The organism is Streptomyces sp. RG80 (assembly GCF_040446465.1).
Taxonomy (GTDB): Bacteria; Actinomycetota; Actinomycetes; order Streptomycetales; family Streptomycetaceae; genus Streptomyces.
Map to the genome: position 1 here is coordinate 436,752 of NZ_JBEAAJ010000008.1, position 21,037 is coordinate 457,788.

Here is a 21,037-nt window from a genome sequence, read left to right on the forward strand (position 1 = left end):
AGGGATATCTGTGAGAGCTGTTTCCTTTTGTTGGCCGAAGAGAGATCAGCCCATGGGTCAGACCCAGGTATCCAGCCACATACGTGAACGCCAGTCGTCGATCGGGATGGCGGTGCCGGTGTACAGAGGCCAGAAGTAGATGAAGTTCCAGGAGATCAGCAGCACCAGCACGCCCGCCCCCGTGGCCCCCGCCACCCGCCGGGTGTCGCTGGAGTTCGGCGGTCCGATGATCGCGCCGAGCATCATCGCCACGGCCAGGCACAGGAAGGGGAGGAAGACGACGGCGTAGAAGAAGAAGATCGTGCGCTCCTGGTACATGAACCAGGGGAGGTAGCCGGCCGCGATGCCGCAGGCGATCGCGCCCGCGCGCCAGTCGCGGCGGAAGAACCAGCGCCACAGGACGTAGGCGATCGCGAAGGCGGCGGCCCACCACAGCAGCGGGGTGCCGATGGCGAGGACCTCGCGGGCGCACTTCTCGCCCGCGTCGACGGGACAGCCGTCGTTGCCGGGGGTGGGGGACTCGTAGAAGAACGAGACCGGGCGGCCGTCGACGATCCAGCTCCACGGGTTGGACTGGTACGTGTGCGGGGAGTGCAGGCCGACATGGAACTCGTAGACCTGGTGCTCGTAGTGCCACAGGCTGCGCCACCAGTCGGGGAACAGCCAGGACCAGTCGCTGTTCTTGCCGTCCGTCGCCGCCCAGTTGCGGTAGTAGCCGCCGGTGCCGTCCGTGGGGGAGAGGATCCAGCCGATCCACGAGACGAGGTAGGTGGCGATCGCGACCGGCACCGTCGCCAGGAAGGTGAGGCCGACGTCGTGCTTGAGGACCGCGGTGTACGGGTGGCGGGCGCCCGCGACCTTGCGGGAGCCGACGTCCCACAGGACCGTCATCACACAGAACGCGGCCAGGATGTACAGGCCGTTCCACTTGGTGCCGATGGCCAGACCCAGCATCAGACCGGCCGTCCAGCGCCAGGGACGCCGGCCGAAGCGGGTCGTCTCCGCGGTGTGCGCGTCGGGGCGGACCCGGCCGTCGGCGTCGGCCGGCAGCGCGGCCGCGAGTTTCTCCCGCGCCCGGTCGCGGTCGACGACCAGAGCGCCGAACGCGGCCAGCACGAAGAACATCAGCACACCGTCGAGCAGCGAGGTGCGGGCCATCACGAAGGCCAGCCCGTCCACCGCCATCAGCGCGCCGGCCAGACAGCCCAGAAACGTCGAGCGGAAGATCCGGCGGCCGATACGGCACAGCATCAGGACCGACAGCGTGCCGAGCAGCGCCGTCATGAACCGCCAGCCGAACGGGGTGAACCCGAACATCAGCTCGCCCAGCCCGATGACGTACTTGCCGACCGGCGGATGCACGACGTACGCGGCGTCCGTCGGGATCGACACCTTGCTGCCGATGTCCAGGATCAGGTCGTTGGCGTTCTTGTCCCAGTTGACCTCGAAGCCGCGGTGGACGAGCGCCCACGCGTCCTTGGCGTAGTACGTCTCGTCGAATATCACCGCCTTGGGGCTGCCCAGGTTCCAGAACCGGATCACCCCGGCGAAGAGCGTGACGAGCAGCGGGCCGCCCCAGCCCGACCAGCGCGTGATCCGTCCGACCAGCGCCTTCGGCAGTCCGAGCGCCGCCCACATCCGCGGGTCGGGCTGCGCGTACGGCGGCACGAGCCGGTCGCGTACGTCGCTTCTCGGTCCGGCCGTGTAGCCGAACCGGCGCAGCCGCTGCTGCCACGACGGCCGCTGGTCTTGCGGGGCCTGGGCCTGCCGGGTGTCCGTGGAGTCCATGGACGACGCTGTACTGGTCACCGCGCCATCGTAGGGAACACGTCTGTGGGAGTCCCGTGGATGGGTCCTGCGAGGATGGAAAAGTGACAGGAACCCTTGTACTGGCAGGCACCCCCATCGGCGACACCGCGGACGCCCCGCCCCGGCTCGCCGAGGAACTGGCCGGCGCCGACGTGGTCGCCGCCGAGGACACCCGGCGGCTGCGGCGCCTGACCCAGGCGCTCGGCGTGACGCCCAAGGGGCGGGTGGTGTCGTACTTCGAGGGCAACGAGGCCGCCCGGACGCCGGAGCTGGTGGAGGAACTCGTCGGCGGCGCGCGCGTGCTGCTCGTCACCGACGCCGGCATGCCGTCCGTGTCCGACCCCGGCTACCGCCTCGTCGCGGCCGCGGTGGAGAAGGACATCAAGGTCACCGCCGTCCCCGGCCCGTCCGCCGTCCTGACGGCCCTCGCGCTGTCCGGGCTGCCCGTCGACCGGTTCTGCTTCGAGGGTTTCCTGCCGCGCAAGGCGGGCGAGCGGCTGACCCGGCTGCGCGAGGTCGCCGAGGAGCGGCGCACCCTCGTGTACTTCGAGGCCCCGCACCGCCTCGACGACACCCTTGCCGCGATGTCCGAGGTCTTCGGCGCCGAGCGGCGGGCCGCCGTCTGCCGCGAGCTGACCAAGACGTACGAGGAGGTCAAGCGGGGTCCGCTCGAGGAGCTGGCCGCGTGGGCCGCCGAGGGCGTACGGGGTGAGATCACCGTCGTCGTCGAGGGGGCGCCGGAGAAGGGGCCCGGGGAGCTCGACCCCGCCGAACTGGTGCGCAGGGTGCGGGTGCGCGAGGAGGCGGGCGAGCGACGCAAGGAGGCCATCGCGGCGGTCGCGACGGAGGCCGGGCTGCCCAAGCGGGAGGTTTTCGACGCCGTCGTGGCGGCCAAGAACGCCGGTGCGTGAAGGGTCTGTGTGAGAGAGGGCACACCCCCTCTGAGCAGGGCGCATGTCTTTTGAGCGTGCGCCCCACGGGCAGGCAAAGGACGAGGGGCGAAGGCAAAGCGCAGCCCCCGCCGCACGGGCCGTTTCGGCAAGGAAAGTCCAAGACGGTTCCAACACTCGACAGGGCTGATGCATTCGCTCCGGCGGAGGCGTCCACTGGTTGAAGGGACGCACCCGTCCCGGTGTCCAGCGGACCAGAGGAGCTGGCATGAGCGAGATCGCAGGGCAGACCGCCGCACTGCGCAGCGGCGCCACCGCCGTCGTCCACGAGTCGTATTCCTTCGCCTGCATGCGCTGCGGGCACGGCTGGGAACAGTCGTACGAGATCGAGCACCACACCGACGCCGACGGCCACGACTTCGTCATCTACGTCGCGGACGGCCAGGTCGTGCCCTCGCCGCTGAGCCGGCCCACCTGCCACAACTGCGACGCACACGTCGTACGGATCATGCGGCCGGGCCAGGTCTCGTCGGTGCTCGACGCGGTGCACCGGCAGCAGCGCCGCGCCCCGCAGGCCGGACCGGTCGAGGCACCCGAGGTGCCCGCGCAGGACAGGGAGCGCCACCACTGGCACCTGTCCGATCTCCTGCACCCGTTCCACCACCGCAAGGCGAGCTGAGCCCTGGACCCCGCCTCCCCCCGGGGAGAGGGCATGCCCCTTTCGTAGGATCGGGGCATGCCCTCCACCAGTTCCAGCGCGCGTGAGAAGAACGCCGCGCCGCCGCTCCCGGAACCCCTCCGGGTGCCCGTCGCCGACTCCCACACCCACCTCGACATGCAGTCCGGCACGGTCGAGGAGGCCCTCGCGAAGGCCGCGTCGGTGGGCGTGACCACGGTGGTGCAGGTGGGCTGCGACATCCGGGGCTCGCGGTGGGCCGCGCAGACGGCGGCACTGTACGACGCCGTCCACGCGACCGTCGCCCTGCATCCCAACGAGGCGCCGCGCATCGTCCACGGCGACCCCGACGGCTGGTCCCGGCAGGGCGCGCGGCAGCCGGGGGGCGCGCAGGCGCTCGACGAGGCGCTCGCGGAGATCGACCGCCTGGCCGCGCTCCCGCAGGTCAAGGGCGTCGGCGAGACCGGCCTCGACTACTTCCGCACCGGGCCCGAGGGCAAGGAGGCGCAGGAGCACTCCTTCCGCGCCCACATCGAGATCGCCAAGCGGCACGGCAAGGCCCTCGTCATCCACGACCGCGACGCCCACGCCGACGTCCTGCGCGTGCTGAAGGAGGAGGGCGCCCCCGAGCGCACCGTCTTCCACTGCTACTCCGGCGACGCCGAGATGGCGGAGATCTGCGCCGGCGCCGGATACTTCATGTCCTTCGCCGGCAACGTCACCTTCAAGAACGCCCAGAACCTGCGGGACGCGGTCGCCGTGGCCCCCCTGGAGCTGCTCCTGGTGGAGACCGACGCGCCCTTCCTTACACCGGCGCCGTACCGCGGACGGCCCAACGCGCCCTATCTCGTTCCGGTCACGGTGCGCGCGATGGCCGCGGTGCGGGGCATCGACGAGGACGCGCTGGCCACGGCGCTCGCCGCCAACACGGCACGCGCGTTCGGCTACTGAACACCACTCTGAGTAGTTGAGCCGCTTTGGAGAGTGACGGTCGCTCCGCTAGGTTCTGGGTCTCTCTGGACCCTGGAGCGTGTCGGCATGAGCAACTCCCAGTACCAGACGTACGAGGCGTACGGCCCGGGTGATCCGTACGGCGCGGTCTACGACCCGCACAACGCGGAGACGGTGGCGTACGGCGTACAGGTGGCGCCCACGCCCACTCCGCCCATGCCCATGCCGATGCCCGCGCCCGGGGCGTACGCGGACACGTACCAGCCCGCCTACGAGACCCCGGCGCCCGTGCCCGCGACCGTGCCGCGCGTCGCCGGAGCCGACCGCCGGGCCGCGCGCCGGCGGAAGGCGCGGGGTTCCGAGCGCGCGGACAGCGCCATGCGCAGGCTGCTGCCCCAGGCGCTGGTCGTCGCGTTCCTCGCCGGCGGCACCACCGCGTTCGTCGCCAAGGACAAGGCGATCGAGCTCACCGTCGACGGCAAGCCGCGCACGCTGCACACCTTCGCGGACGACGTGACCGAACTGCTCGCCGACGAGGGCGTCGACGTGGGGGCGCACGACGTGGTCGCGCCCGCCCCGGGGACGGCGCTGTCCAGCGGCGACGAGATCGCGGTGCACTACGGCCGCCCCCTACGGCTCACGCTCGACGGGCAGCGGCACGAGGTGTGGACGACGGCGCGCACGGTGGAGGGGGCGCTCAAGCAGCTGGGGGTGCGTGCGGAGGGCGCGTACCTGTCGACCGCGCGCTCCCTGCCCATCGGGCGCGAGGGGCTCACGCTGGACGTGCGCACCGAGCGCGCGGTCACTGTCATGGCGGACGGCCGCTCCCGTGTCGTCCGCACGAACGCCGCGACCGTGCGCGAGGTCGTCGAGGAGGCCGGCATCACCCTGCGCGGCCAGGACACGACATCGGTCGCGCCGGGGAGCTTCCCCCGGGACGGCCAGACCGTGACCGTGCTGCGGATCACCGGGACGAAGGAGGTCCGCGAGGAGGCGATCCCGTTCCGGGTGGAGCGGACCGCGGACCCCTCGCTGTTCAAGGGCACCGAGGTCGTCGAGCAGGCCGGCCGGGCGGGCCTGCGGCGGGTCACGTACTCCCTGCGGACCGTCAACGGCGTCCGGCAGAAGCCGCGCCGGATCAGGTCCGAGGTGGTGCGGGAGGCGCGCACCCAGGTGGTGAAGGTCGGGACGAAGGCGATGCCGACCTCTGTGCAGGGCGCGGACGGGCTGGACTGGCAGGGGCTCGCGACCTGCGAGTCGGGGGGCCGCCCGAACGCCGTGGACCCCTCGGGGACGTACGGCGGGCTGTACCAGTTCGACACCCGGACCTGGCAGGGACTGGGCGGCAGCGGACGGCCGCAGGACGCGCCGGCCGCGGAGCAGACGTTCCGGGCGAAGAAGCTGTACGTGCAGCGGGGGGCGAGTCCCTGGCCGCACTGCGGGCGGCGGTTGCACGGGTGACACGAACGACCCAGGCGGGGGACGGGAGCCGGTGGCACGGGCACGGCGGGCGGGCGTCGGTCCGGCAGTGCCGCGCGGGCCGCCTCCGGCTCCCCGTACCCTTGTGGCCGTGAGCAGCAGCCCCACCCCCGACGCCCTCCTCGGCCCCGCCGACGTCCGTGAACTCGCGGAAGTCCTCGGTGTACGGCCGACCAAGCAGCGCGGGCAGAACTTCGTGATCGACGCCAACACGGTCCGGCGGATCGTCCGTACCGCGGATGTGCGGCCGGACGACGTCGTCGTCGAGGTCGGTCCGGGGCTCGGCTCCCTCACCCTCGCGTTGCTGGAGGCCGCCGACCGGGTCACCGCCGTCGAGATCGACGCCGTGCTCGCCGCCGCGCTGCCCGCCACCATCGCGGCGCGGATGCCCGACCGGGCCGACCGGTTCGCGCTGGTGCACTCCGACGCGATGCAGGTCACCGAGTTGCCCGGCCCGGCGCCCACCGCGCTCGTGGCGAACCTGCCGTACAACGTCGCCGTGCCGGTCCTGCTGCACATGCTCGACGTCTTCCCGACCATCGAGCGCACCCTCGTCATGGTCCAGGCGGAGGTCGCCGACCGGCTCGCCGCGGGGCCCGGCTCCCGGGTGTACGGCGTGCCGTCGGTGAAGGCCAACTGGTACGCCGAGGTCAAGCGGGCCGGTTCCATCGGCCGCAACGTCTTCTGGCCCGCGCCGAACGTCGACAGCGGGCTGGTCTCGCTCGTCCGGCGGGCCGAGCCGATCAAGACCACCGCCGCCAGGCGCGAGGTCTTCGCCGTCGTGGACGCCGCGTTCGCCCAGCGCCGCAAGACCCTGCGGGCCGCGCTCGCCGGCTGGGCCGGGTCCGCGGCCGCCGCCGAGGCCGCGCTCGTCGCCGCGGGGGTCTCGCCCCAGGCACGCGGCGAGTCCCTCACGGTCGAGGAGTTCGCCCGCATCGCCGAGAACCGCGTCACCGAGAGCCCCGTCGCTGAGGGCTCCGCCGTCGCGGACACCGCCCCCGCCGACACCGAGGAGCAGAGCCGCCCGTGAGCGTCACCGTCCGCGTTCCCGCCAAGGTCAACGTCCAGCTCGCGGTCGGTGCCGTCCGGCCCGACGGGTTCCACGACCTGGCCAACGTCTTCCTCGCGGTCGGCCTCTACGACGAGGTGACGGTCACCCCGGCCGACGGGCTGCGCGTCACCTGCGAGGGCCCGGACGCCGCGCAGGTGCCTCTCGACCGGACGAACCTGGCGGCGCGGGCCGCCGAGGCGCTGGCCGCGCGGTACGGCCTGGACCCGGCCGTGCACCTCCACATCGCCAAGGACATCCCGGTGGCGGGCGGTATGGCCGGCGGCAGCGCGGACGGCGCCGGGGCGCTGCTCGCCTGCGACACCCTGTGGGGCACGAACGCCTCCCGCGCGGAACTGCTCGACATCTGCGCCGAGTTGGGCAGCGACGTGCCGTTCAGCCTGGTGGGCGGGGCCGCGCTCGGTACCGGGCGGGGGGAGAGGCTGCGGACGCTGGAGGTCGGCGGGACCTTCCACTGGGTCTTCGCGATGGCCGACCGCGGGCTTTCCACCCCGGCCGTCTTCCGGGAGTTCGACCGGCTGACCGAGGGGCTCGACGTCCCCGAACCCGTCGCCTCGCAGGAGCTGCTCGACGCGCTCGCGAAGGGCGACCCCGGCGCGCTCGCCGCCGCCGTCTCCAACGACCTCCAGCCCGCCGCTCTCTCGCTCTTCCCGGAGCTCGCCGACACCCTCGCCGCGGGCCGTGACGGCGGTGCGCTCGCCGCGCTGGTGTCGGGGTCGGGTCCGACGACGGCGTTCCTGACGCGTGACGCGGAGTCCGCGGTGAAGGTGGCCGAGGCGCTGGAAACGTCCGGTACCTGCCGCACGGTACGGACCGCGACGGCGCCCGCGCCGGGTGCGTCCGTGGTGGCTGGATCCTGACGGTCTCCTGACAATCCCCCGATCATCCCCAGAGCCTTCACCGGCCAGGGGTTGACTGCATATATATGCAGGTCAGGTGTTACCTACACCACAGTACTTTAATGTTCATCAATGCGGCCCACGGTCCGTTTCCTCCCGCTCTGTGTCATGGGAAGGGCTGTCATGATCAGCCAACCCCGGTCCCCTGTTACCGGTGGTACTTCCGTGTGCGCGGCGACCCCCCGCCCGTGCCACGTGCGAGAGGAAATCCCCCCATGGGTCACATGGACCACTTCAGTGCGGGCTGGGTCACCCCCGTCCTTTCCTACGTCATGGCGTGCGTCGGTTCGGCGCTCGGTCTGCGCTGCACCCTCAGGGCACTCGAGGCGGACGGCGCCTCCAAGCGGAACTGGCTGCTGCTCGCCTCCGTCGCCATCGGTTCCGGCATCTGGACCATGCACTTCGTCGCGATGCTCGGCTTCACCGTCGAGGGCACCCCGATCCGCTACGACGTCCCGCTCACCGTGCTCAGCCTGCTGATGTCCATCGGTGTGGTCGCGGCCGGAGTCTTCACCGCCGGATACGGCAAGTCCCGCGTCACCTCGGTCGTCTTCGGCGGCCTCGGCACCGGCGTCGGCGTCGCCGCGATGCACTACACCGGCATGGCCGCGCTCAACCTGCACGGCGAGGTCACCTACGACCCCGCCCTCGTCATCGCCTCCGTCGCCATCGCCGTCGTCGCCGCGACCGCGGCGCTGACGCTGACGCTGGTCGTGCGGGGTGGGGTGCTGGCGGTGCTCGCCGCGCTGGTCATGGGGCTCGCGGTGAGCAGCATGCACTACACCGCGATGTACGCCGTGGAGATCTCTCTCGCGCCGAGCAGTGCGGGTCTGCCGGGGGCTACGCCCACGGAGTTCATCTTTCCGTTGGCGGTGGTGCTCGGTTCCTTCTTGTTCCTTGCCGCTGCGTACGTTGCTCTGTCGCCTACCGGTAAGCGGCATGAGTCGGCCATCGCCGCGGAGATTCTCCGTGAGGTTGAGCTCGCGACTGCCTGAGGGCGCCAACGGACCTGCCGCTCCCCGGCTGTTGGCGTCTGCGGGTCCGTTGTGGCTTGTCGCGCAGTTCCCCGCGCCCCTATCGGGGCGCGTGTACGCACCGTAATTTCCTTGAACGAGGTTTCCCCATGCGTCTTCTCCGCTCCACGACCGGCAGGCTTCGTCCGAGATCCGTTCGGGCGAAGATCGTGTCGCTGCTGATGTTGCCCATCGTGTCGCTGATGGCGCTGTGGGGATTCGCCGCGGTGACGACCGCGTCCAGCATCGGTGACACCGAGCGGGCCAAGGACGTCAACGCCGAACTGCTCGCCCCGGTCAGCGGGTTCGTCACCGCGTTGCAGACCGAGCGCACCGCGGTCATGCGGCACGAGGACGCGCCCGCCGCCTATGCCACCGTCCGCAAGGCCACGGACAAGGCGGCGACCGCCCTGCTCGACGGCATCAACGCCTCCAGCTCGGACGCGGCCCTTCTCGACGCGAGCCTGCCGCAGCGCATCGGGACGCTCAAGGGCGAGGCCGACCGGCTGTCCCGACTCCGTACCCAGTCGGTCGACAAGCCCTCGGTGGCGTACTCGAAGTACACCGCGGTCATCGAGCACGCCTTCTCGGTCGCGGGGGGTCTCACCGGCGACCGGAGCACGGATGCCGCCTCCGACGCGCGCGTGGTGCTCGAACTCGCCCGCGCGCGTGAGGCGCTGGCCCGCGAGCAGGCGCTGCTGGGCGCCGCGGAGGCCGCCGGGACGCTGACCCGGCAGGAGTACACGCGGTTCGTCGGCGCGGTCGCCACGCAGCGGCAGTTGCTCCGGCCCGCCGCCGACGACCTCAAGCCCGCGCACCAGGCGGCGTACGAGGAGATCCTGTCCGGCGACGAGTACGCCAGGCTCCAGGCGGTCGAGAACCGGGTGCAGAGCGCCGGTCCGGGCGCCTCGGCGGTGGCCTCGGGGTTGCTGACCGGCTGGGACGCGGCGTCGGCCGCGGTGCTGAAGGACCTGACGGCGGCGGAGACGGCCGCCGGCACGGGGGCGACCGCGCAGGCCGACCCGTTCGGCTGGGACACCCTCGGCGCCTCCGGCGTCGCCGTGGTGCTGGGCCTCGTCGGTGTGCTGCTGTCGCTGCTCGTCTCGGTCCTCGTCGGACGGGGCCTCATCGTCGAACTCCTCGACCTGCGCAACGACGCCCTGGAGGTGGCCGGCCGCCGACTGCCGCAGGCCATGCGCAAGTTGCACGCGGGTCAGGGCGTCGACATCGACGCCGAGGCCCCCATGCGCCGCTTGGTCGGCGACGAACTCGCCCAGGTGGGCACCGCGTTGACCGCCGTCCAGCGCGCCGCCCTCAAGGCCGCCTCCGAGCGCGCCGAACTGCTCAGCGGCATCTCCGGCGTCTACGTCAGCCTCGCCCGCCGCAGCCAGGTCCTGCTGCACCGTCAGCTCGACGTGCTGGAGGGGTTGCAGCGCAGGCAGCAGGATCCGACCGAGCTTCAGGACCTGTACCGCGTCGACTATCTGGCCACCCGGATGCGCCGGCACTCCGAGTCGCTGCTCATCCTGTCCGGCATCGCGCCCGGCCGTGGCTGGCGGGACCCGATCCCGATGGCGGACGTGCTGCGGGCCGCGGTCGCCGAGATCGAGAGCGCGGGGCGGGTGCAGATCTGGGCGGTGCCTAAGGTGTCCGTGGTGGGCGGCTCGGTCGCCGACGTCATCCATCTGCTGGCCGAACTCGTCGAGAACGCCGCCGCGTTCTCGCCGCCCAGCACCAAGGTGCAGCTGCGGGCGGCCCGGACGCGGGACGGGGTGCTCATCGAGGTCGAGGACAGCGGCTTCGGCATGAACGAGCAGGCCCTCGAGGACGCCAACCGCAAGATCCAGTCCGACCGGGTCGACCTCCTGGACGCCAAGCAGATCGGCCTGTTCGTGGTGAACCGGCTGCGCGAACGGCAGGGCCTGCGGGTCGAGCTGCGTGCCTCGGCCAACGGCGGTGTGACCGCCGCGGTCTTCATCCCCGAGCCGCTGATACGGGACGACATGCCGGTGGGCGAGCAGGTCTTCGGCGGGCGCGGGCTGGCCCCGGCCGCGGCGCTGATCCCGCAGCAGCGGATCACCGGTGCCGGGGCGTGACGCGGTCTTTGCCCGATCTCCACACGATCTACTGCGGACGCAGTACGTGCCGGACACCCGTGGCCTCTAGGGTCACTTGACACTTCAAGCGCCACTGGCGCCCCTCGGGCGTCGCCCGCGCTTCCCCCCAAGTGAACGCATCGGAAGGCACGTCCGTGTCCGAATCCCCCACCCCCTCCTCCCACCGCAGGAAGCGGCCCCTGTCCCGTCGTGGCGTGATCGGGGCCGCCGGCGCCGTGGCCGCCGGGGCCGCCCTGACCCCGGTGGTCTTCGCCGCCACCGACTCCGACTCCGGCGCGCAGGACAAGGCCTCCGGTACGACGCCGGAGAAGTTCCCCACCACCCGCTCCGACGCGAGCACCGGCACCGGCGCGGCCGCCCCCGCCTTCGCCGCCTCCTACGTCGGGGTCCGCTGGGCCGGCGAGCGGGACGGCGCCGCCCTCAAGCTCCCGGACGGCGACTGGCAGACGCTGAGCGGCGGTTGCGCGACCGTCGACGACGGCGGTACGGCCCTGGTCGCGGCCGGCGCCGCCACGTCGTACGAGGTGAAGGCGGCGGACGGTACGACGGACGTGCGCTCGCTCGCGATCGACACCACCGACGGTCCCAAGCGCGCCTTCCAGGTGCCGTCCGAGCCGACACGCGTGCGTGGCGTGCGCTATCTCTCGCGGCCGGCGTGGGGCGCGGACGAGCAGAAGCGGTACAAGAACGGCGTGGTCAACTCGCCGGAGAAGTACTACGCGTTGCAGACCATCACCGTCCACCACTCGGACACCCCGAACGGCGACGCCGACCCCGCCGCGACCGTCCGGGCGATCTACGAGTACCACGCGGTCACCCTCGACTGGGGCGACATCGGCTACCACTTCCTGATCGACGAGGCGGGCACCGTCTACGAGGGCCGCTACTCCGGCGACGACAACGTGCCGGCCTTCAACGCCGACGGCGACCTCGTCACCGCCTTCCACACCTCCGGCTTCAACTCCGGCAACCTCGGCATCGCGCTGCTCGGCACGCTCACCGACCAGGGTCCGACCGACGCCGCCAAGGCCTCGCTGGTCCGTCTGATCAAGGTGATCGCCCGGTTCAAGGGCCTCGACCCGCAGACGAAGACCACCTTCACCAACCCGGTCAACGGTGTGACCAAGGACGTCGAGACGGTCAGCGGCCACCGCGACTGGCTCCAGACCGACTGCCCCGGCCAGACGATGTACGACCTGCTGACCGAGGTACGGGCGGCCGCGGCCCGCTGATCCGCGCGTTGTCCACAGGCTGACCTGCGGGGGGATCGGTCACCGACCGGCGCGCATTAGGCTGGGAGGCTGATCGATCCCCCGGGCAGGAGAGAAATGGCCGTCAATCTGGTCAATGTCGAGAACGTCAGCAAGGTGTACGGCACCCGTGCCCTGCTCGACGGCGTCTCGCTCGGTGTCTCCGAGGGCGATCGCATCGGAGTCGTGGGCCGCAACGGCGACGGCAAGACCACCCTGATCCGCATGCTCGCCAAGCTGGAGGAGGCCGACACCGGCCGGGTCACCCACTCCGGCGGGCTGCGCAGCGGTGTCCTCACCCAGCACGACTCCCTGGACTCGACCGCGACCGTGCGGCACGAGGTCATCCGGGACCTGGCCGACCACGAGTGGGCCGGCAACGCCAAGATCCGTGACGTGCTGACCGGGCTCTTCGGCGGCCTCGACCTGCCCGGCTTCCCGCAGGGCCTGGACACCGTCATCGGCCCGCTCTCCGGTGGTGAGCGCCGCCGGATCGCGCTCGCCAAGCTGCTCATCGAGGAGCAGGACCTGCTCGTCCTCGACGAGCCGACCAACCACCTCGACGTCGAGGGCATCGCCTGGCTCGCCCAGCACCTGCGCGAGCGCCGCTCCGCGCTCGTCTGCGTCACCCACGACCGCTGGTTCCTCGACCAGGTCTGCACGCGCATGTGGGACGTGCAGAAGGGCGACGTCTATGAGTACGAGGGCGGCTACTCCGACTACGTCTTCGCCCGTGCCGAGCGGGAGCGCATCGCCGCCACCGAGGAGACCAAGCGGCAGAACCTGGTCCGCAAGGAGCTCGCCTGGCTGCGCCGCGGTGCCCCCGCCCGGACGTCCAAGCCGCGCTTCCGCGTCGAGGCCGCCAACGAGCTCATCAAGGACGTGCCGCCGCCGCGCGACAGCAGCGAGCTGATGAAGTTCGCCTCCTCGCGGCTCGGCAAGACGGTCTTCGACCTGGAGGACGTGACCGTCCAGGCCGGCCCCAAGGTGCTGCTCAAGCACATCACCTGGCAGCTCGGCCCCGGCGACCGCATCGGCCTGGTCGGTGTCAACGGCGCGGGCAAGACCTCGCTGCTGCGCGCCATGCGCGAGGCCTGGCGGACCGAGGGCGAGACCCAGCCCGTGGGCGGCCGGGTCGCCGTCGGCAAGACGGTCAAGCTCGCCTACCTCTCCCAGGAGGTCGCCGAGCTCGACCCGAACCTGCGGGTCCTGGAGGCCGTGCAGCGGGTGCGCGAGCGCGTCGACCTCGGCAAGGGGCGCGAGATGACCGCGGGTCAGCTGTGCGAGACGTTCGGCTTCAACAAGGAGAAGCAGTGGACGCCGGTCGGCGACCTGTCGGGTGGTGAGCGGCGCCGGCTCCAGCTGCTGCGCCTGCTGATGGACGAGCCCAACGTCCTCTTCCTCGACGAGCCCACCAACGACCTCGACATCGAGACCCTGACCCAGCTGGAGGACCTCCTCGACGGCTGGCCCGGCTCGATGATCGTCATCTCCCACGACCGGTTCTTCGTCGAGCGCACCACCGACCGTGTCTTCGCCCTCCTCGGCGACGCCACCCTGCGGATGCTGCCGCGCGGTATCGACGAGTACATCGAGCGCCGCCACAAGATGGAGGAGGCGGCGGCCGCCTCGGCGCCCGTCGTGCAGAAGGCCGCGCCGTCGGTGAGCGCCGCCGACCAGCGCGCCGCCAAGAAGGAACTCCAGAAGATCGAGCGCCAGCTCGACAAGGTCTCCGAGAAGGAGACCAAGCTGCACGCCCAGATCGCCGAGAACGCCACGGACTTCGCGAAGGTAGCCGAACTGGACGCCACCCTCCGAGACTTGGCCGGCGAGCGCGAGGAACTGGAGCTGCGCTGGCTGGAACTCGCCGAGGACGCGTGAAGGGTGCGTGAAGGCTCATAACGGAGGCATCACGGGCCGGTTCTCCCTTGGGTACAGGGGGTGATCGGCCCGGTGTTCTGTCAGTCCCGGGTGATAGAAAGAGCCGTCTGAGAACTGTCTGAGAACGACTCTGAGCCCGTACGTACCTCAGGGCGTGGCTAAAAATCAGTGACGAGGGGGAACACGCTGATGACTCAGCCGCCCAACCAGCCGCCCAACCAGCCGCCCGGTTTCGGAGCGCCGCAGGACCAGCCGCCGCAGGGTGGCTTCGGCGCGCCGCCACCGCCCGCCGGCCCGCCGCAGACGCCGCAGGGTCAGCCGCAGCCCGGCTACGGCTACCCCCAGCAACCGCCGGCCGGCCCGTACGGCCAGCCCCAGCAGCCGGGCCCCTACGGTCAGCCGCAGCAGCCGCAGCCGGGCCCCTACGGTCAGCCCGGTCCGTACGGCCAGCCCGGCTACGGCTACCCGCCCCAGCCGCAGTTCCCCGGTGCCCCCGGCACCCCGACGCCCGGTTCGCGCAACCCCTTCAAGGGCAAGCCGGCCCTCGTCATCGCCGCGGCCGTGGCGGGGCTGCTGGTGGTCGGCGGCACCGTCTGGGCGGTCGCGGGCGGCGACGACGACCCGAAGAAGCCGGTCGCCAAGGAGAGCGGCAGCGCCAAGCCCTCCACCTCCGACGACCCGGTCAACCCCGGGTACGGCGACGGTGGCGGCGGCAAGGAGCAGACCGACCTCAACGAGGGCCGCCAGGCGGGCGAGTCGAAGGTGCTCTGGTACAAGGACGCGCCCGACGCGCCCGGTTCCGGCGCCGACGCCCCCGGCATGTGGATCACCGACAAGACCGCGGTGAAGGCGGCGTACAAGCAGCTCTTCGGGTACGCCGTCGCGGACGGCAAGCCCGCCTGGGACCCGATCACCTTCGACCAGAAGATCTGCGCGGCCAGCGACCAGAAGACGGCCGCCGGCAAGATCGTCGTGGCCTACATGAGCGGCAGCAGCGACCGCGCCGAGTGCAACCAGCTCCAGGAGATCGACCTCGACACCGGCGCCAAGGGCTGGACCGCCGAGGTCGCCGACGGCGACCTGTTCGACAGCACCCTCCAGATCGACCTGTCCATCTCCGGCAAGACCCTGATGGTGGGCCGCTCGATGTCCGGCACCGCGTACAACGTGGAGACCGGCAAGAAGCTGTGGAACAAGGAGAAGTACGGCAACGCCTGCTTCCCCAGCGCCTTCGCGGGCGGCAGCAAGCTGATCGCGGTCTCCTCCTGCGACGCCTCCGGTGACAACGAGCACGACGAGGTCCAGGAGCTCGACCCGGCGACCGGCAAGGCCAGGTGGACCCAGAAGTTCGACAAGGGCTGGCGGGTCGCGCGCGCCTACTCCCTCGACCCGCTGGTCATCTACAGCACCAACGAGGACAAGAACGCCTGGAACATCTCCACGTTCACCTCCGGCGGCAAGTTCCGCTCCCAGGTCGACTTCGACGAGGACTTCGCGCCCGCCTGCGAGTGGGCGATCCTCTCCCGCGACCTGACCGGCTGCACCGGCGCGGTCGCCGACGCGAACACGCTCTACCTGCCGACCGAGGCCACCTCCAGCGCCAACGAGATCGTGGCGATCAACCTCTCCGACGGCAAGGAGAAGTGGCGTGTGAAGTCCCCGGCCGACGAGTCGATGCTGCCGATGAAGATCGAGAACGGCAAGCTCATCGCCTACGTCCAGCCCTCCTACGAGGCGGGCGGCCAGGTCGTCTCCATCGCGACGACCGGCTCGGACCACAAGCCGGCCAAGCTGCTCCAGAACCCGGCGGGCGTCGCCGACATCGAGGACGGCTTCTACTCCAAGGCCATCGACTGGGTCGGCGGACGCTTCTACCTCTCGACCACACGGCTGAGCGGCAACGACGACACGCAGGAGAAGTTGATGCTCGCCTACGGCAAGTAGCCCCTCGCCCCGTCACGTTCCCGCCGCCGTCCCCCTTCACGAGGTACCCGCGTCATGACCCAGCCGCCGCCCCCGCCGCCCAACCAGCCCCCGCCCGGGGGAGGTTTCGGCCCGCCCCAGGACCAGCCGCCGCAGCCCCCGGCCCAGCAGCCGGGCTACGGCTACCCCCAGGCACCGCCGCCCCCGCAGGCCGCACCGCAGACACCCCCGCCCCCGCAGGCACCGCCGGCGAACCCGGGCTACGGGTACCCCGGCCAGCCGCAGCAGCCGTCGTACGGACAGCAGCCCAACCCGTACGGCCAGCCGCAGCAGCCCGGTGCCTACGGTCAGCAGCCCAACCCCTATGGCCAGCAGCCCGGTTACGGCTACCAGCAGCCGACCATGCCCCTGCAACCGCAGCCCGGTCAGCCGACCGGCGGACGGAAGATCAACTCGCAGCTGGCGATCATCGTCGCGGCGGTCGTGGCCATCGCGCTCATCATCGGCGGCGGCGTCTGGTACGCCTCCTCGTCCGGCGACGACGGCAAGAAGGACGACACCGCGAGCTCCAGCGGCGGCACCGGCGGCGGCGACCAGAAGGGCGGCACCGGCGGTACCTCCAGCAAGGGCGACGAGAAGGTCCCGTCCAACACCGCCTCCTCCGTCCTCTTCCAGGTCCCGCAGCCCGAGGTCAAGGTCGACACCACGTACACGGTGAACGGCTCCTGGCTGACCGACACGGTCTACGCCAAGAGCGGCGTCGCCGAGGTCGTCGGCTACGACCCCGACAAGGGCACCAAGCTGTGGACGATCAAGCTCCCCGGCCCGGTCTGCCAGGCCAGCCGGCACGCCACCGAGGCCGGTCTGACGGCCATCGCCTACGAGCCCGCGATGCCGACGAAGACCCGTACGGCCGGGTGCAGCCAGATCGCGGGCATCGACCTCGCCGCGGGCAAGAAGCTGTGGACCAAGACGGCCAAGTCCGGTGACCGCCTGATCACCTGGGACAACGTCACCGTCAGCGCGAACACGGTCGCCGCGGGCAGCACCAGCGGCGGTGGCGCCTGGGACATCGAGAGCGGCAAGGAGCTGTGGGCCCCCAAGCCCACCGACTCCTGCTACGACGCGGGCTACGGCGGCGGCGCGAAGCTGGTCGCGATCCGCAAGTGCGGTGCGTACGGCGAGCGCGAGCTGCACATCCAGACCATCGACCCGGCCTCGGGGAAGGTGATCTCCGAGTACAAGATGGCGCAGGGCGTCGAGTACGCGAGCATCGTCTCCACCGAGCCGCTCGTCGTGGCCGCCGAGGTCGGCGAGGTCGACGGCGCCCAGGGCATCTCGGACGTCTTCGCCATCGACAGCAAGACCGGCAAGCTGCGCTCCCGCATCACGGTCGACCCCGACGAGTACACCGCCCGCTGCGACGGCATCACCAGGGTCGAGTACTGCTTCCTGGTCACCGTCGGCAACGACCGGATCTATCTGCCGACCGAGGAGCGGGACGCCTCCGGCAGCGACTACAGCCGGACCAACTCGATCGTCTCCTTCGACCTGGCCACGGGGAAGCCCACCGGCCAGCGCGCCGACGCGGGCGACGGCTACACGATGACCCCGCTGCGCATGGACGGCGGCAACCTGCTGGCGTACAAGCGGCCGCCGTACGACAAGGGCGGGCAGATCGTGAGCATCGACGGCGGCAGCTTCAAGGAGACGAAGCTGCTGGAGAACCCGGCGACGAAGGCGGTGCGCGACGTGGAGACCAGCCTGCTCCCGGAGTACTCCGAGATCCTCTACCACGCCGGCCGGCTGTTCATGTCGCAGGTCTATGTGAGCGACTTCGGCAGCAGCTCGGACGAGAAGGAGTATCTGGCGGTCGCCTTCGGCACGAAGTGACCGCTCAGCGGCCTGTGAACACGGCCCCGTCCCTGCTCAGGGGCGGGGCCGTGCGCGTACCACCCATCAACCTCGAATGCCGGAAATTCCGTCGATCCGGGGCACTTCTCACCAGTAGGGGGAGCGCAACGTCGAACAAGCGTGTAGCTTCCGGGGGCATGAAGAGCGGGGGAGCCGGGAGGGGGCTTCTGTCCGTGCGGACCAGTGGGCATCCATAGAGGAGCAGCCACAGCGCTGCATGGGGATCGGTGCATGGGGATCCATTGGGGGGACTGGGGGGTTGCTCGATGGGAGTGCGGCTGATGGTGGTCGACGACCACCGACTGCTCGCCGAGGCGCTGGCCTCGGCTCTGAAGCTACGGGGGCACCGGGTGCTCGCCGCGGCGGCGCCCGCCGCGGGCGCGGCGGAACTGGTGATCACCCGGGCACCCGAGGTGTGCCTGCTGGGCACGGCCACACCGGCCGAACCGGGCATCTTCGACCCGGTGGTGAAGATCAAGCGAGACCGTCCGCAGGTGGCGGTCCTGGTGCTGGGGCCGGTACCGAACCCACGGGGCATCGCGGCCGCCTTCGCCGCCGGCGCCTCCGGTTACGTACGCCATGACGAGCGCATAGAGGGTGTCGAACGGGCGATCATGAAGGCCCGGGCCGGGGAGGCGGCGGTGGCCCCGCAGCTGCTCCAGGGAGCCTTCAGCGAGTTGCTGAACCCGGCGGCCCAGCCGGACGACGAGGGCCAGCGGCTGCTCCAGATGCTCACCCCGCGCGAGGTGGAGGTCCTGGTACGGGTCGCCGACGGCGAGGACACCAGGCTGATCGCGGCCGGCATGGGCATAGCCCCGTCCACCGCCCGCACCCATGTGCAGCGCGTCCTGATGAAACTGGGCGTCGGGTCGAGGCTGGAGGCGGCGGCACTGGCGGCGCGCACGGGACTGCTGGACCGCGCGGGACCGGTACCGCATTCGGTTCCCGAGCCGGGCATGGGTGGACCGGAGCTCTGAGCCGCACGGCGCCGGGGCACGACTGTCGGGCCCCGGCGCCGTACCGTTCTCGTGCTATTCGGCCGGCTTCTCCTCCGTGCCCGCCCCCGCGCCCGTCTCCGTGGCCGGCGGCACCGGCGGCGGCGTCGGGCGCAGCTTCAGCCAGACCAGGAAGAAGATGCCGAGGAGCAGCATCCCGAGGCCGGTCCAGAGGTTGATGTTGACGCCCTCGGCCTTGTCGAGGGTGGTGTCGGACGGGTTGATGCCGGCGATCGTGACGATGACGCCGTACAGGACGAACAGGCCGCCGATGATGCGGCGCAGATCGAAGATGCGGGCCGCGGTGGCGGACTTCGACTGGAGTTCGGTGACTTCCCGCTGGACGTCGTCCTCGGAGTATCCGGAGGTCTCAGGCATGGTCTCTCAATCCTCCCGGGTTCAGAACGAGAACGGGATGTAGCAGGCGGCGGCCAGGATCACCGCGCCCCAGCCCAGCAGGGCCGGCCTGCGGTACCAGGCGTCGTCGCCCTCGGCCGGAGCCTCGGACATACCGGGGGAGCGGGTGCCGTAGACCAGGCCCTGGAGCTCGCGGGCCGGCTTCGGCGCGGTGAACATCGACACCGCGACCATCACGACCGCGCCCGCGACGAAGCCGACGATCGCGGAGACGAAGTTCGCGCCCTGGTCGGTGGGGATGTCGACGATGCCCTGCTTGTAGATCCAGAAGTAGTTCAGCATCGCGGCGACCGTGCCGGCCAACAGGCCCCAGAAGCCGGACTTCGCGGACGCCCGCTTCCAGAACATGCCGACGATGAAGACGACGAACATCGGCACGTTGAAGAAGGAGAACAGGGTCTGGAGGTAGCTCATGATGTTGGAGAAGGACGAGGCCAGGAACGCCGTGCCCACCGACGCGCAGACGCCGATCACCGTGATCAGGCGGCCGAAGCGCACGTAGTAGGCGTCCTCACGGCCCCTCTCCACGTACCGCGCCCAGATGTCGTTGGTGAACACCGTGTTGAAGGACGACACGTTGGCCGCCATGCCCGCCATGAAGGCCGCGAGCAGGCCCGTCACCGCGATGCCCAGGACGCCGTTGGGCAGCAGCTGTTCCATCAGGTACGGGATCGCGTCGTTGTACTGGTAGCCGGACTCCTCGGTGCCGAAGCCGGGGATCAGGGCCGCGGCCGTCAGACCCGGGATCATCACCAGGAAGACGATGAAGATCTTGGGGAACGCGGCGATCAGCGGGGTGCGCTGGGCGGCGCTCAGGTTCTTCGCCGACAGGGCCCGCTGGACCTCCGCGAAGTTCGTCGTCCAGTAGCCGAAGGACAGCACGAAGCCGAGGCCCAGCACGATCGTCAGCCAGTTCGCGCCGAGCGGGTTGTCCGAGCCGATGCCCGTGCCGCCCCACGCCGTCGTGAAGTCGCCGCCGTGCTCGGCCGTGAGCTTGTCCGTCAGCCCGTCCCAGCCGCCGACCTTCTTCAGGCCCAGCACCACGAGCGGGATGAGGGCCGCGAGGATCACGAAGAACTGCAGGACCTCGTTGTAGATCGCGGACGACAGGCCGCCGAGGGTGATGTAGGCGAGGACGAACGCGCCGGCGACCACGATCGCCACCCACTGCGGCCAGCCCAGCAGCGCCTCGACGACGATCGCGAGGGCGTACAGGTTGACCCCGGAGATCAGGATGGCGGCGAAGGCGAAGAGCGCCGAGCTCAGCAGATGCGCCCACTTGTCGAAGCGCAGCAGCAGCATCTCGGGGACCGAGCGGACCTTCGAGGAGTAGTAGAAGGGCATCATCACCAGGCCGAGGAAGACCATGGCCGGGATGGCGCCGATCCAGTACCAGTGCACGGTGTAGACGCCGTACTGGGCGCTGTTGGCGGCCATGCCGAGGATCTCGGTGGCGGCGAGGTTGGCGGAGATGAAGGCCAGGCCGGTGATCCAGGCGGGCAGGGAGCGCCCGGAGAGGAAGAAGTCGAGGCTCGTCTTCACCGATCTGCGGGCGGCGAAGCCGATGCCCAGGACCACGACGAAGTAGATGCCGAGGATCGTGTAGTCGAGCCAGTTGGTGGGGAGTCGTAGCTCGGCTGCCAGATATGCGCCTTTTGCGGGGTTCTGCATGGTCAGCAATTGAACACCTCGACTGGTGCGTTTTGTTTGATTCCGCTGTTGACGTGGGTGGGCGGTTATGGTTACTTGTGTTT

16 protein-coding genes are annotated in these 21,037 nt (G+C 70.8%); 13 read left to right on the forward strand and 3 right to left on the reverse strand.

The window, feature by feature from the left end; genetic code table 11:
* Window positions 1-57: 57 nt before the first annotated feature.
* The gene (locus tag ABKA17_RS28930; RefSeq protein WP_353695201.1) at window positions 58-1,809 is read right to left on the reverse strand and encodes a dolichyl-phosphate-mannose--protein mannosyltransferase; all 1,752 of its coding nucleotides are present in this window, start codon (window positions 1,807-1,809) and stop codon (window positions 58-60) included.
* Between the two features lie 62 nt (window positions 1,810-1,871).
* Between ABKA17_RS28930 and rsmI the strand changes: the two genes are divergently transcribed.
* From rsmI to ABKA17_RS28995, 13 genes are all read left to right on the forward strand, one after another.
* Window positions 1,872-2,720, forward strand: a complete 849-nt coding sequence (rsmI, locus tag ABKA17_RS28935; RefSeq protein WP_353695202.1) for a 16S rRNA (cytidine(1402)-2'-O)-methyltransferase — start codon at window positions 1,872-1,874, stop codon at window positions 2,718-2,720.
* 247 nt (window positions 2,721-2,967) lie between these two features.
* Entirely contained in the window at window positions 2,968-3,378 is a 411-nt protein-coding gene (locus ABKA17_RS28940) for a hypothetical protein (protein ID WP_353695203.1), read from the forward strand.
* Between the two features lie 57 nt (window positions 3,379-3,435).
* Entirely contained in the window at window positions 3,436-4,326 is an 891-nt protein-coding gene (locus ABKA17_RS28945; protein WP_353695204.1) for a TatD family hydrolase, read from the forward strand.
* A gap of 87 nt (window positions 4,327-4,413) precedes the next feature.
* Entirely contained in the window at window positions 4,414-5,787 is a 1,374-nt protein-coding gene (locus tag ABKA17_RS28950) for a resuscitation-promoting factor (protein ID WP_353695205.1), read from the forward strand.
* Between the two features lie 109 nt (window positions 5,788-5,896).
* Window positions 5,897-6,835 (forward strand): 16S rRNA (adenine(1518)-N(6)/adenine(1519)-N(6))-dimethyltransferase RsmA, encoded by a 939-nt coding sequence (rsmA, locus tag ABKA17_RS28955; RefSeq protein WP_353695206.1) that lies wholly within the window; start codon window positions 5,897-5,899, stop codon window positions 6,833-6,835.
* Window positions 6,832-7,734, forward strand: a complete 903-nt coding sequence (locus ABKA17_RS28960) for a 4-(cytidine 5'-diphospho)-2-C-methyl-D-erythritol kinase (RefSeq protein WP_353695207.1) — start codon at window positions 6,832-6,834, stop codon at window positions 7,732-7,734. Before rsmA ends, ABKA17_RS28960 begins: the two co-directional genes overlap by 4 nt.
* 254 nt (window positions 7,735-7,988) lie before the next feature.
* Complete coding sequence (locus ABKA17_RS28965; protein ID WP_353695208.1) at window positions 7,989-8,768, forward strand: MHYT domain-containing protein; 780 nt, start codon at window positions 7,989-7,991, stop codon at window positions 8,766-8,768.
* Between the two features lie 128 nt (window positions 8,769-8,896).
* A complete protein-coding gene (locus ABKA17_RS28970) occupies window positions 8,897-10,882 on the forward strand; it encodes a sensor histidine kinase (RefSeq protein WP_353695209.1) in 1,986 nt (661 codons plus the stop codon).
* Window positions 10,883-11,037: 155 nt separating this feature from the next.
* On the forward strand, window positions 11,038-12,135 hold the full coding sequence (locus ABKA17_RS28975; RefSeq protein WP_353695210.1) for a peptidoglycan recognition protein family protein: 1,098 nt from the start codon (window positions 11,038-11,040) through the stop codon (window positions 12,133-12,135).
* 96 nt (window positions 12,136-12,231) lie between these two features.
* Window positions 12,232-14,034, forward strand: a complete 1,803-nt coding sequence (locus ABKA17_RS28980) for an ABC-F family ATP-binding cassette domain-containing protein (protein WP_353695211.1) — start codon at window positions 12,232-12,234, stop codon at window positions 14,032-14,034.
* Between the two features lie 189 nt (window positions 14,035-14,223).
* Window positions 14,224-15,978, forward strand: a complete 1,755-nt coding sequence (locus ABKA17_RS28985) for an outer membrane protein assembly factor BamB family protein (RefSeq protein ID WP_353695212.1) — start codon at window positions 14,224-14,226, stop codon at window positions 15,976-15,978.
* A gap of 54 nt (window positions 15,979-16,032) precedes the next feature.
* Complete coding sequence (locus tag ABKA17_RS28990) at window positions 16,033-17,850, forward strand: outer membrane protein assembly factor BamB family protein (protein WP_353695213.1); 1,818 nt, start codon at window positions 16,033-16,035, stop codon at window positions 17,848-17,850.
* 287 nt (window positions 17,851-18,137) lie between these two features.
* Window positions 18,138-18,848, forward strand: a complete 711-nt coding sequence (locus ABKA17_RS28995) for a helix-turn-helix transcriptional regulator (RefSeq protein ID WP_353695214.1) — start codon at window positions 18,138-18,140, stop codon at window positions 18,846-18,848.
* 54 nt (window positions 18,849-18,902) lie between these two features.
* Here the strand turns inward: ABKA17_RS28995 and ABKA17_RS29000 are convergent, their stop codons facing one another.
* Complete coding sequence (locus ABKA17_RS29000; RefSeq protein ID WP_353695215.1) at window positions 18,903-19,244, reverse strand: hypothetical protein; 342 nt, start codon at window positions 19,242-19,244, stop codon at window positions 18,903-18,905.
* Between the two features lie 21 nt (window positions 19,245-19,265).
* Window positions 19,266-20,954: a sodium:solute symporter family protein gene (locus ABKA17_RS29005; RefSeq protein WP_353695216.1), complete on the reverse strand. Its 1,689-nt coding sequence runs from the start codon at window positions 20,952-20,954 to the stop codon at window positions 19,266-19,268.
* Window positions 20,955-21,037: the final 83 nt, after the last annotated feature.

What these genes read in the sequence shown, in the direction of transcription:
- ABKA17_RS28940 (WP_353695203.1), top strand. Translation starts at nt 2,968, where the DNA reads ATGAGCGAGATCGCAGGGCAGACCGCCGCACTGCGCAGCGGCGCCACC.
- ABKA17_RS28945 (WP_353695204.1), top strand. Translation starts at nt 3,436, where the DNA reads ATGCCCTCCACCAGTTCCAGCGCGCGTGAGAAGAACGCCGCGCCGCCG.
- ABKA17_RS28970 (WP_353695209.1), top strand. Translation starts at nt 8,897, where the DNA reads ATGCGTCTTCTCCGCTCCACGACCGGCAGGCTTCGTCCGAGATCCGTT.
- ABKA17_RS28980 (WP_353695211.1), top strand. Translation starts at nt 12,232, where the DNA reads ATGGCCGTCAATCTGGTCAATGTCGAGAACGTCAGCAAGGTGTACGGC.
- ABKA17_RS28990 (WP_353695213.1), top strand. Translation starts at nt 16,033, where the DNA reads ATGACCCAGCCGCCGCCCCCGCCGCCCAACCAGCCCCCGCCCGGGGGA.
- ABKA17_RS28995 (WP_353695214.1), top strand. Translation starts at nt 18,138, where the DNA reads ATGGGAGTGCGGCTGATGGTGGTCGACGACCACCGACTGCTCGCCGAG.
- ABKA17_RS29005 (WP_353695216.1), bottom strand. Translation starts at nt 20,954, where the DNA reads ATGCAGAACCCCGCAAAAGGCGCATATCTGGCAGCCGAGCTACGACTC.
- ABKA17_RS28950 (WP_353695205.1), top strand. Translation starts at nt 4,414, where the DNA reads ATGAGCAACTCCCAGTACCAGACGTACGAGGCGTACGGCCCGGGTGAT.
- ABKA17_RS28965 (WP_353695208.1), top strand. Translation starts at nt 7,989, where the DNA reads ATGGGTCACATGGACCACTTCAGTGCGGGCTGGGTCACCCCCGTCCTT.
- ABKA17_RS28985 (WP_353695212.1), top strand. Translation starts at nt 14,224, where the DNA reads ATGACTCAGCCGCCCAACCAGCCGCCCAACCAGCCGCCCGGTTTCGGA.
- ABKA17_RS29000 (WP_353695215.1), bottom strand. Translation starts at nt 19,244, where the DNA reads ATGCCTGAGACCTCCGGATACTCCGAGGACGACGTCCAGCGGGAAGTC.